Source organism: Synechococcus lacustris Maggiore-St4-Slac (assembly GCF_024345595.1).
Classification (GTDB): domain Bacteria; phylum Cyanobacteriota; class Cyanobacteriia; order PCC-6307; family Cyanobiaceae; genus Synechococcus_D; species Synechococcus_D lacustris.
This window is the reverse complement of the sequence record NZ_JAGQBK010000003.1, coordinates 219,212-229,844: the sequence shown is the minus strand read 5'-3', so window position 1 is coordinate 229,844 and position 10,633 is coordinate 219,212. Positions and strand designations below refer to the sequence as shown.

Here is a 10,633-nt window from a genome sequence, read left to right as displayed (position 1 = left end):
CATGCTTTCAACATTGCAAAATGACAAACCCCTAGAGCCACTTCTACATGCCCTCAGCCGTGGCTTTGAACTTGGCCTAACTGCTAACTGTGTAATCAGTTATCGCCTAGAAGATCACTGGGAACGACCCTTAAGCGAATGGCGTCAAGAATTAAAGCTAAATTAGTTTCAGCAAGCACTCAACGGGGCTGGCGGGACTCGAACCCACGGCCTACGGTTTAGGAAACCGTCGCTCTATCCGGCTGAGCTACAGCCCCATGGCATTCATTATCCCCCTCGGCTTACATTAAAAATAGGAAAGCAGGCGAGGTGGTCGCAATCGCAGCTGCTTGCAGCTGCCGGTTGAGGAAAGTCCGGGCTCCCCAATGGCCAGGCTTGCTGGGTAATGCCCAGTGCGGGCGACCGTGAGGACAGTGCCACAGAAACACACCGCCGATGGCCCCTCGGGGATCAGGTAAGGGTGCAAGGGTGCGGTAAGAGCGCACCAGCAGCATCGAGAGGTGCTGGCTAGGTAAACCCCGGCTGGGAGCAAGGCCCAGGAACCACGGTTGGCCATTAACCGGTTCCGCCACAAGTGCGCCGCTCGAGGCCGTTGGTAACAACGGTCCCAGATAGATGACTACCCCGGGCGATAGCCCGAACAGAACCCGGCTTATGTCCTGCTTTCCCCCTAATCCAGCCCTGCTGCAATTTCTAGAAAGCCAAGGGTTTGAGGCCAGCAACCAAAATCTGGCACCCATAGAAGAAGCCCTTTGCCACAGCAGCAGCGGCCAAACCCGCAACCACGAAAAACTTGAATTCCTCGGTGATGCAGTGCTGCGGCTGGCCTGCGCCGAATTCCTAGAACACCGCAACCCCCAGTTAGCAGTGGGCGAACGCTCCAGCCTGCGGGCCCAACTGGTGAGCGATCGCTGGCTGGCAGAACTAGCCCAACAACTGCAACTCGATCAGCTCATCCAAAAGGGGCCCAGTGCCGCCAACGACAGCGCCGCCCAAGCCACCATTCGCGCCGAATGCTGCGAAGCATTGGTTGGTGCCATTTATCAATGTTGGGGTTTAGATGCTGCACGCCTTTGGCTGGAACCCCACTGGCAATTGAGTTGCCGCGAATTAGAAGCCGATCCCCATCTCTACAACTGGAAATCAGCGCTGCAGGAATGGAGCCAAGCCAGCCTCGCTGAATTACCCGAATACCAAAGCGAAGAACGCAACCGCAGCCACGGCAATCCCCAACGCTTTTTTAGCCAGGTATCACTGAAGCAAAAAGCCTATGGCAGTGGTTGGGGTGCCTCCCGCCGAGAAGCTGAACAGCAGGCGGCAAAAGCAGCCCTAGCCAAGCTCAAACCGCAACTTCAGTGAGGGTTTTAAGCGAAATAGTAACCAGCTTGTCCCAGTTGCCCCCTTCAAATAAAACCGCCGCATTACTGCCACTAATGCGTTGCACAAATCCGCGGTAGCCGTTGTAGATGGATTTGGGATCTGCTACCTGCACGGTGCTGCCGGGAAGGATCATGGGAACAACGCGCACATGCCTGGAATGGATCCCAACTTAGCTAAACCCCATCTTGTGGTGGGCAAAGTGGTGGCAGCCCAAGGTTTAAAGGGTGAGGTGCGCATATTGCCTGCCACCGATTTCCCTAGCCGTTTGATCGAACCCGGCCCCCGCTGGCTGCAACGGCCAGGTGGTTCATTGCAAAGTTTGGAATTAATCAGCGGCCGGCAGCTGCCGGGCCGCGACCTATTTGTGGTGTGTTTTAAAGGCATTAATGATCGCAGCGCTGCAGAAGCGCTTGTGAATCACGAATTAATGGTTGATGCAAATGATCGGCCGGAATTAGAGGAAGGCGAATTCCATGTGCTCGATCTTCAAGGTTTAGAGGTGCGGCTAGATGTGGATGGGCCCGCCATTGGCCATGTGATCGATTTGCACCATGGCGGCAATGATTTGCTTGAAATTGAACTAAGCGCCGATGGCCGCCATTGTTTAGTGCCATTTGTGGAACCAATCGTGCCGGAGGTGCATGTGGCAGCTGGCTGGCTACTGCTCACCCCACCCCAAGGGCTACTGGATCCTTAGCGGGTGCCTGTCCAATCTTGAAACCAACCGCGGCGCCAGAGCATAAATATTTGAATGCCAGCAACTAAAATCATAAAAGCAAGGCAAATTGGATAACCAAAATAAGCATTGAGTTCAGGCATATTCCAGGGGGACTTATCAGGATTGAAATTCATTCCATAAACACCTGCAATAAAGGTTAGCGGCACAAAAATACTTGAAATAATCGTGAGCATTTTCATCACTTGGTTCATTCGATTGCTAATACTTGCCATGTAGCTTGCCGTTACACCATCGCATTGATGGCGCAGTAATTCAGCGGTTTCAAATATCACATCAACATGGCTGCTAACCTCCCTAAAACCCTTGATGGCACCTTTATCCAGCACGCGATAACTCTGCCTAATTAACACAATCAACTGGCTGCGTAGGGGCCAAATCATGCCCCGCACTTGGCGCAGGGTAGACCGCATTTCATAGGCTTGTCGCAACACCCGCGGGCTAGGCCTTCGGATTGAAGCTTCTTCTAATTCATCTAAACCATCGGAAAGTTGCTCCAGTAGTGGCAACACTTCATCCAACACTTCATCCATTAGAAAAAACAAAATATCATCTATATCTCCAGCCGTGGGTGGCGGTTGCAATTGATCTAGCCAACGGGTGAGTTCAGGAAAAGCCACCGGCCGGGGCACCTCCTCCACCGAAAGCAACACCTTGCCGAGCAGCACCAATCCCACCTGTTCACTAATCAAGCGGTTACCACTGGTGCCACTCAAGCGATGCATCACCACCAGCAACGCACCACCTAAGGCATCAACGCGGGTGCGCTGCGGTGTGTCGATCAAGGGTTGGTGCATCGGCTCCGGCACCTCAAGGCAGGCAAATACCCGGTGCAACAACTGCTGATCAGCAAGGCCCTTTAGCCGCACCCAAAGGGGGCAACCCTCAGCCACCAATAGCTCCAGCTCCGCCATATCCACGTATTGGCGATGCTCTACCCCGGATGGGCGAAAGGCCAACACCGAAACAGAGGTGGGGGCAATGCCGCCATGCACATACAAAGCCCCTGGCAGGTCGCCCAAGCGCTCAGACAACCTGCGCGACTTCAACACATTGGCCGTTAGGGCAAGGCCGCGCCCATCAAGGTGGGGGCTTAATTGCGCTGTTACTCCGGGTTCAACCACCAGTAGCAGCTGCGATGCAGCTTCAGCGTAGGTACCCCGATACGATGCCGCCAACCCGCGGCATGCTGGCCATGAGCAATTTCCCCCTACTGCCGGTGATTCTTTGCGGTGGCACCGGCACCCGCCTCTGGCCCCTATCCCGCGCCAGCTACCCAAAACAGTATTGGGCCCTAGCGGGTGAACACACCCTGTTGCAACAAACCCAACAAAGGCTCCAGGGGCTTGGCCAATTGCAGCCACCCCTGTTGATCTGCAATGAGGATCACCGCTTCATCGTGGCGGAGCAGATGCGTCAAATCGGTGTGGAGCCAAGCGGTATTTTGCTTGAACCCATGGGCAGGAATACCGCTCCGGCAGTGGCGATTGCAGCCCTGCAGGCCACCAGCAAAGGTGAAGATCCATTGCTGTTGGTTTTAGCTGCCGACCATGTAATTCAAGATCCAAGCACTTTTCGTGATGCCGTAGATGCCGGCCGTGATGCAGCAATAGCAGGCCGTTTAGTTACCTTTGGCATCGTGCCCACCGCCCCGGAAACGGGCTATGGCTATATCGAAGCCGCCGCGGGCCTAGATCCAACAACACCGGTGCCAATTGCCCGCTTTGTTGAAAAACCAGATGTGCAAACTGCCGAAACATTTCTTGCCAGCGGCAGGTTTACTTGGAACAGTGGCATGTTTTTATTCCGCGCCAGTGCAGTGCTAGCGGAAATGGAATGTTTGGTGCCAGAACTATTAAATAATTGCCGCGCTGCCCTCAATAACGACAGCGCCGATTTGGAATTTTTGCGTTTAGATCGTGAATCATTTGCCAATTGCCCAAACCTTGCCATCGATGTGGCTGTGATGGAAAAAACCAGCCTTGGCAGTGTGTTGCCGCTGCAGGCTGGCTGGAGTGATGTGGGCAGCTGGGGCGCCCTATGGGAAACCGCAAACCAAGATGCCGATGGCAATGTGCTGCGCGGTCAAGTGATAAATGAAGGCTCACGTAATTGCTACTTGCGTAGTGAACATCGCCTGCTGGTGGGCTTAGGTATTGAAAACCTTGTGGTAGTTGAAACCGACGATGCCGTACTTGTGGCCCATCGCGATCGCGCCCAGGAAGTGAAAAAAATTGTTAATCAATTGCAGGCCCGCAATGCACCTGAAGGCCAAGCCCATCGCCGCATCTATCGCCCCTGGGGCCATTACGACGGCATCACCGAAGGAGAGCGCTGGCAGGTGAAAAAAATTCAAGTAAAACCCGGCGCCTCCCTATCCCTACAAATGCATCACCATCGCGCTGAACATTGGATCGTGGTGAGGGGTACAGCGATTGTGGAAAAAGATGGAGAAGAATTGCTATTGGCCGAAAATCAAAGCACCTACATCCCCCTCGGCGCCCAGCACCGCCTAAGCAACCCCGGTAAAATCCCCCTGGAAATGATCGAAGTGCAAAGCGGCGCCTATCTTGGAGAAGACGATATTGTGCGTTTTCAAGATAATTATGGCCGCAGTGAATCCAAAAACTAAGCTTTACTAATAAGCCCTATTCCACCGTTACAGATTTAGCTAAATTACGCGGTTGATCCACATCCAGGCCCCGGTGGGCAGCGATGTGATAACTCAATAACTGCATTGGAATCAAGGTGAGCAAAGGTGATATCAATTCATTCACTTCAGGCACCGGTAGCAACACATCAAATAATTCCGTATCCGGCCCTTCAGGGGCAACACCAATCAAGCGGGCGTCCCTAGCTTTTGCCTCCTGGGCATTACTTAATACCTTATCGAAAACCGTGCCTGGCACCGCCACACTAACCACTGGAACGCGGGCATCAAGCAACGCAATTGGCCCGTGTTTCATCTCGCCAGCTGGATAACCCTCGGCATGGATATAACTAATTTCTTTTAACTTAAGCGCCCCCTCAAGGGCGATTGGATAGTTGATACCACGGCCTAAATAAATCACATCCTGGGTATCAGCAAAGGAATGGGCAAGTTCAGCGCAGCGCAGATCCAAACGATCGATCAGTGTTTGCAATTGAGCGGGCAAAGCTCGCAATTCAGCCACCAATTGGTGCAATTCCTGGCGGCTGCGGCTGCCGCGCAATTCAGCTAAGCGAATCGCTAACCCATAGAAGGCCAATAACTGGCCCATAAATGTTTTGGTGGCTGCCACTCCCACCTCAACGCCGGCTTGGATATCGATCAGATGGGGCACCAAGCGCCCTAAAGAACTTTCAGCGCGATTTGTGATGCCCAGCAGGCGGGCTCCATAGGCAGGATCGCTATGGCCGGCCCGCCGTTGTTGCTCCATGGCAAGGGCCGCAAGGGTGTCGGCAGTTTCACCCGATTGCGTAACACCAATCGTGAGGGTATTGGGCCCAAGGGGCGGCGGCGCATAGCGAAATTCACTGGCGTAATAAACGCTGGTGGGTACCCCCGCCAGTTGCTCCAGGAGATAGGCACCCACCAGGGCGGCATGGCGGCTGGTGCCGCAGGCCAACACTTGAATCCGCTGCAAATCCTCCAATAAAGAAACCTCAAGGGGCAGTGCCACCAAGGGATCATCCACACCCCCCTCCGGGAAGTGACAGGCCAACCATCGAGCTGCCGTTTCCGGTTGCTCATGGATTTCCTTGAGCATGAAATGGCGGAAGCTGCGCTTATCAGCCACGTGATCGCTGCCGCGCAACTGGGTGGGGGGCCGCTGTTGGCGTTCGCCGGCGCCGTTATACAGCTCAATACCCAAGGGGCCCAAGAGGGCCACCTCCCCATCCTCAAGGGGCAAGATTGTGCGGGTAATTCCAGCTAAGGCAGGGGTATCACTGGCGCAAAGAAATTCCCCTTCCCCTAAACCAATAAGCAATGGCGCCTGGCGGCGCGCCACCACAAGGGCATCAGGGCAATCGGCCCACACCACAGCCAGGGCGTAGGCCCCCTCCAGCATTGGCAGGGTGCGCTGCACAGCCAGAAGAAGCGTGGCACCGCTAGCAGCAGCACCCAACTGCTGCAGTTGCTGCAATTGTTTAGCAATCAGGTGGGGAATCACCTCCGTGTCGGTGTCCGATAGGAACACCACCCCCTCCGCCTGCAGCTGATCCCGCAGCAAGCGATGGTTTTCGATGATGCCGTTTTGCACCACCGCCACCCTGCCGTTGCCATCTAGGTGAGGGTGGGCATTGCGCTGCTCGGGTTTGCCATGGGTGGCCCAGCGGGTGTGGCCGATGCCGCAATGGCCAACGGCACCGCGCTCTTCCACCAAGGCGGTGAGATTTATTAATTTTCCTTCCGCCTTAAGGCAATTGAGCTCGCCTGCTTGCACCGTGGCAATCCCAGCGGAGTCGTAGCCGCGATATTCAAGCTGCCTTAAGCCATCCAGCAAGAGTGGCGCGGCATCCCGAGTGCCAATTACCGCAACGATGCCGCACATGCAGTTTTAGTGAGGAAAAAATCCCGTTTAGTAGGCCAAGCCCATGGAACGGGTGGTTTCATCACCGAGATAAACACGGATGCTGATGAAATCGGTGGGACAAGCCGTTTCGCAACGCTTGCAACCAACACAATCCTCAGTGCGGGGGGATGAGGCGATCTGGGCAGCCTTACAGCCATCCCAGGGCACCATTTCGAGCACATCGAGGGGACAGGCGCGCACGCACTGGGTGCAACCAATGCATGTGTCGTAGATCTTGACGGAATGGGACATGCCCGGGCCGATAGCAAACCGTTTTCTCAAACTACTTGCGCATCGCCCGATCGCACCTAAAAGGGCCATCCCCGTCACCCTTGTTAATGCTCTGCTTGGCGGGCCCGTAGGATGCCCCCCGCCAAGCTGCCGCGGCCCATGTCCCAGGAAATTCTCGAAAAGGTGCGTTCGATCGTTGCTGAGCAACTCAGCGTCGATGCCGCAGAAGTGAAGCCTGAATCAAACTTCCAAAACGACTTGGGGGCTGATTCCCTCGACACCGTTGAATTGGTGATGGCCCTTGAGGAGGCTTTCGATATCGAAATCCCCGACGAAGCAGCTGAAGGCATCACCACCGTTGGTGACGCCGTGAAATACATCACTGAAAAACAAGCCTGATCCCGCTGAGGCATCGCGATGGTTGAAACCTCCCGCCGGGTGGTGATAACGGGTCTTGGCTCCGTTACACCCATTGGCAACACCACTTCTGCCTACTGGGCTGGCCTGTGCCAAGGCGCAAATGGGGTGGCACCGATCACCCTGTTTGACGCCAGTGCCCATGCCTGTCGCTTTGCGGCGGAGGTGAAGGCATTTGATCCCACCGGTTTGATCGACCCCAAAGAGGCAAAACGTTGGGATCGCTTTTGCCAATTCGGCGTGGTTGCAGCCAAGGAGGCCTTGGCCCAGAGCGGTTTGCTGATCAGTGATGCCAACCGCCAGCGGATCGGTGTGATCATCGGCTCTGGGGTGGGGGGTTTATTGATGATGGAAAGCCAGGCCCATGTGCTTAAAGACAAGGGTCCTAGCCGGGTGAGCCCTTTCACCGTGCCGATGATGATCCCCAACATGGCCACTGGCCTGGTGGCGATTGCCCTCGGCGCCCAAGGCCCCAGCTCGGCTGTTGCCACGGCCTGCGCCGCTGGCTCAAATGCCATTGGTGATGCCTTTCGCCTCATCCAAAACGGCCATGCCGATGCGATGGTGTGCGGCGGCGCTGAATCCGCCATCACCCCCCTTGGGGTGGCAGGTTTTGCCAGTGCCAAGGCCCTTTCCTTTCGCAACAACGACCCCGCCAGCGCCAGCCGTCCCTTTGATGCCGAAAGGGATGGTTTTGTGATCGGCGAAGGCTCAGGAGTATTGATTTTAGAAAGCCTCAGCTATGCCCAGGCCCGGGGGGCAGCGATCCTGGCTGAAGTGGTTGGCTACGGCAGCACCTGTGATGCCCACCACATCACCTCACCAACCCCTGGCGGTGCTGGCGGTGCAAGGGCCATGGCCCTTGCTTTGCTGGATGCCCAACTGGAAGCCGAGCAGGTGGATTACGTGAATGCCCATGGCACCAGCACCCCCGCCAACGACAGCAATGAAACGGCGGCAATCAAAACCGCCCTTGGCCCTAGGGCCCGGCAAATTCCCGTGAGCTCCACTAAATCCATGACCGGCCATCTGCTCGGTGGCAGTGGTGGCATTGAAGCTGTTGCTGCAGTGCTAGCGATCGGCCATGGGGTGGTGCCTCCCACGATCAACTATCAAAATCCGGATCCCGCCTGTGATCTGGATGTCGTACCCAACCAGGCCCGAGAGCAGATAATCAACACGGCCCTCTCCAATTCATTTGGATTCGGCGGCCATAACGTCTGCCTAGCTTTCCGTCGCTTTGCGTGACGGGCTCCCCCTCAGCCCCCTCCTAAAACCCCATGGCCGCCGCCTCAGCATCGCTAAACACCCTTTGCGTTAACAGCATCCGCTTCCTTGCGGTTGATGGCGTTAATAAATCCAAAAGTGGCCACCCCGGCCTGCCGATGGGTTGCGCCCCCATGGCCTACGCCCTTTGGGATCGGGTATTAAGCCACAACCCCAAAAATCCCAAGTGGTTTAATCGCGACCGTTTTGTGCTTTCCGCCGGCCATGGCTGCATGTTGCTTTATGCGCTGCTGCACCTAAGCGGTTACGACTCGGTAACGATTGAAGACATCAAACAATTCCGCCAGTGGGGCTCCCGCACCCCCGGCCACCCCGAAACATTTGAAACCGCCGGTGTTGAAGTAACCACCGGACCCCTTGGCGCTGGTATTGCCAATGCCGTTGGTTTGGCGATTGCTGAAGCTCACCTGGCCGCAAAATTCAATCGGCCCGATTGCAACTTGGTTGATCACTACACCTACGTGATCATGGGTGATGGTTGTAATCAAGAGGGTATTTCCTCCGAAGCTTGCTCCCTGGCCGGCCACCTGAAGCTGGGCAAATTAATTGCCCTCTACGACGACAACCACATCACCATCGACGGCAACACCGAAGTTTCATTCACAGAAGATGTGATGAAGCGCTATGAGGCCTATGGCTGGCATGTGCAACATGTGGCCGATGGCAACACCGATGTTGATGGAATTCAAAAGGCCATCGAAGCAGCAAAAGCTGTTACCGATCGCCCTTCATTGATCAAAGTAACCACCACCATTGGCTACGGCTCCCCCAATAAGAGCAACACCGCTGGTGTGCACGGTGCCCCCCTTGGCGAAGAGGAAGCAAACCTCACCCGGGAAGCCTTGGGTTGGGAATACGGACCCTTTGAAATTCCCCAGGAGTCTTACGACCACTGGCGCCAAGCAATCGATCGCGGTGCCGCAGCTGAAGAGGCCTGGAATGCAACCCTGGCCAGCTATCGCAACAATTACGCCACTGAAGCAGCCCTATTTGAGCGGATGCTGCGCGGTGAATTGCCTGAGGGTTGGGAAGCCTGCCTGCCAACTTTTAGCCCAGAAGATAAAGGCTTAGCTACCCGTCAATATTCACAAAATTGCCTCAATGCAATTGCCCCCCATCTGCCTGAACTGATTGGTGGTTCCGCCGACCTAACCCACTCAAACCTCACTGATATTAAAGGTGAAAAGAGTTTCCAAAAAGGTGCGGAAGCCAATCGCTATCTGCACTTCGGTGTGCGGGAACATGCGATGGCAGCCATCCTCAATGGCCTCGCATATCACGGCAGTGGCCTTGTGCCCTACGGCGGCACTTTCCTGGTATTTGCCGACTACATGCGCGGCTCCATGCGCCTCAGCGCCTTGAGTGAATTAGGGGTGATCTATGTGCTTACCCACGATTCAATTGGCGTTGGTGAAGATGGCCCCACCCACCAACCAGTGGAAACAATTCCATCCCTGAGGGCAATACCAAACATGCTGGTATTCCGCCCTGGTGATGGCAATGAAACCAGTGGTGCCTACAAGGTTGCGATCAACAATCGCCATCGCCCTTCCGTACTTGCCCTAAGCCGTCAGGCAATGGCAAACCAGGCCAATTCAGCCATCGATAAAGTTGCCCTTGGTGGCTACATCCTTGAGGATTGCAGTGGTAGCCCTGAACTGATCTTGATCGGCACTGGCACCGAACTTGATCTCTGTGTGCAAGCCGCTAAACAACTAACAGCTGATGGCCGCAAGGTGCGGGTAGTGAGCATGCCCTGCGTTGAATTGTTCCTTGAGCAGAGTGCTGCTTACCAAGAGGAAGTGCTGCCCAATGCAATTCGCAAGCGGATTGTGGTGGAAGCCGCTGAATCCTTCGGCTGGCATAAGTTCATCGGCCTCGATGGCGATAGCGTTACCATGAATCGCTTTGGTGCCTCTGCCCCCGGCGGCACCTGCATGAAGGAGTTTGGCTTCACCGTAGAAAACGTTGTTGCTAAATCAAAGGCGTTGTTGGGCTGATTCAATCAAGCAACTGCAACATAAAA

10 protein-coding genes, 1 tRNA gene and 1 other RNA gene are annotated in these 10,633 nt (G+C 55.3%); 7 read left to right on the top strand and 5 right to left on the bottom strand.

Going from position 1 to position 10,633, the window contains the following annotated elements; all coding sequences use genetic code 11:
* Positions 1-183: 183 nt before the first annotated feature.
* Positions 184-257 (bottom strand) — tRNA-Arg (locus KBY68_RS04195).
* A 40-nt stretch (positions 258-297) separates the two neighbouring features.
* On the opposite strand from KBY68_RS04195, the gene rnpB reads away from it, so the two are divergent.
* Positions 298-670, top strand: an RNA gene (rnpB, locus tag KBY68_RS04190) — RNase P RNA component class A.
* Between the two features lie 11 nt (positions 671-681).
* Positions 682-1,359 (top strand): ribonuclease III, encoded by a 678-nt coding sequence (rnc, locus tag KBY68_RS04185; protein ID WP_106499605.1) that lies wholly within the window; start codon positions 682-684, stop codon positions 1,357-1,359.
* Here the strand turns inward: rnc and KBY68_RS04180 are convergent.
* Positions 1,340-1,513 carry an NAD(P)H dehydrogenase subunit NdhS gene (locus KBY68_RS04180; RefSeq protein WP_106499606.1) on the bottom strand — a complete coding sequence of 58 codons (174 nt, stop codon included), beginning with the start codon at positions 1,511-1,513 and terminating at the stop codon, positions 1,340-1,342. The genes rnc and KBY68_RS04180 overlap by 20 nt on opposite strands.
* A gap of 24 nt (positions 1,514-1,537) precedes the next feature.
* Between KBY68_RS04180 and rimM the strand changes: the two genes are divergently transcribed.
* A complete protein-coding gene (rimM, locus tag KBY68_RS04175) occupies positions 1,538-2,077 on the top strand; it encodes a ribosome maturation factor RimM (RefSeq protein ID WP_390634977.1) in 540 nt (179 codons plus the stop codon).
* On the opposite strand, the gene KBY68_RS04170 is transcribed toward rimM, so the two are convergent.
* The gene (locus tag KBY68_RS04170; protein WP_255095985.1) at positions 2,074-3,240 is read right to left on the bottom strand and encodes a CorA family divalent cation transporter; all 1,167 of its coding nucleotides are present in this window, start codon (positions 3,238-3,240) and stop codon (positions 2,074-2,076) included. The genes rimM and KBY68_RS04170 overlap by 4 nt on opposite strands.
* A gap of 44 nt (positions 3,241-3,284) precedes the next feature.
* Between KBY68_RS04170 and KBY68_RS04165 the strand changes: the two genes are divergently transcribed.
* Positions 3,285-4,748, top strand: a complete 1,464-nt coding sequence (locus tag KBY68_RS04165) for a mannose-1-phosphate guanylyltransferase/mannose-6-phosphate isomerase (protein ID WP_315855645.1) — start codon at positions 3,285-3,287, stop codon at positions 4,746-4,748.
* Positions 4,749-4,764: 16 nt separating this feature from the next.
* Here KBY68_RS04165 and glmS read toward each other — a convergent pair whose 3' ends face one another.
* Together glmS and psaC are read right to left on the bottom strand one after the other, a co-directional pair.
* Entirely contained in the window at positions 4,765-6,651 is a 1,887-nt protein-coding gene (gene glmS, locus KBY68_RS04160; RefSeq protein WP_106499595.1) for a glutamine--fructose-6-phosphate transaminase (isomerizing), read from the bottom strand.
* 27 nt (positions 6,652-6,678) lie between these two features.
* Positions 6,679-6,924 carry a photosystem I iron-sulfur center protein PsaC gene (psaC, locus tag KBY68_RS04155; RefSeq protein WP_106499596.1) on the bottom strand — a complete coding sequence of 82 codons (246 nt, stop codon included), beginning with the start codon at positions 6,922-6,924 and terminating at the stop codon, positions 6,679-6,681.
* Positions 6,925-7,062: 138 nt separating this feature from the next.
* On the opposite strand from psaC, the gene acpP reads away from it, so the two are divergent.
* The 3 genes from acpP to tkt are packed head-to-tail and all read left to right on the top strand — an operon-like array spanning position 7,063 to position 10,607.
* Positions 7,063-7,302, top strand: coding sequence for an acyl carrier protein (gene acpP / locus KBY68_RS04150; protein ID WP_255095984.1), 240 nt, complete (start codon positions 7,063-7,065; stop codon positions 7,300-7,302).
* A gap of 18 nt (positions 7,303-7,320) precedes the next feature.
* Positions 7,321-8,568, top strand: coding sequence for a beta-ketoacyl-ACP synthase II (gene fabF, locus KBY68_RS04145; protein ID WP_255095983.1), 1,248 nt, complete (start codon positions 7,321-7,323; stop codon positions 8,566-8,568).
* Between the two features lie 32 nt (positions 8,569-8,600).
* Entirely contained in the window at positions 8,601-10,607 is a 2,007-nt protein-coding gene (gene tkt, locus KBY68_RS04140) for a transketolase (protein WP_106499599.1), read from the top strand.
* Positions 10,608-10,633 lie beyond the last annotated feature (26 nt).

Excerpts from the sequence above, each read along its gene's own strand:
- KBY68_RS04165 (WP_315855645.1), top strand. The coding sequence starts at position 3,285 with ATGCCGCCAACCCGCGGCATGCTGGCCATGAGCAATTTCCCCCTACTG.
- rimM (WP_390634977.1), top strand. The coding sequence starts at position 1,538 with ATGGATCCCAACTTAGCTAAACCCCATCTTGTGGTGGGCAAAGTGGTG.
- acpP (WP_255095984.1), top strand. The coding sequence starts at position 7,063 with ATGTCCCAGGAAATTCTCGAAAAGGTGCGTTCGATCGTTGCTGAGCAA.
- psaC (WP_106499596.1), bottom strand. The coding sequence starts at position 6,924 with ATGTCCCATTCCGTCAAGATCTACGACACATGCATTGGTTGCACCCAG.
- glmS (WP_106499595.1), bottom strand. The coding sequence starts at position 6,651 with ATGTGCGGCATCGTTGCGGTAATTGGCACTCGGGATGCCGCGCCACTC.
- KBY68_RS04180 (WP_106499606.1), bottom strand. The coding sequence starts at position 1,513 with ATGATCCTTCCCGGCAGCACCGTGCAGGTAGCAGATCCCAAATCCATC.
- tkt (WP_106499599.1), top strand. The coding sequence starts at position 8,601 with ATGGCCGCCGCCTCAGCATCGCTAAACACCCTTTGCGTTAACAGCATC.
- fabF (WP_255095983.1), top strand. The coding sequence starts at position 7,321 with ATGGTTGAAACCTCCCGCCGGGTGGTGATAACGGGTCTTGGCTCCGTT.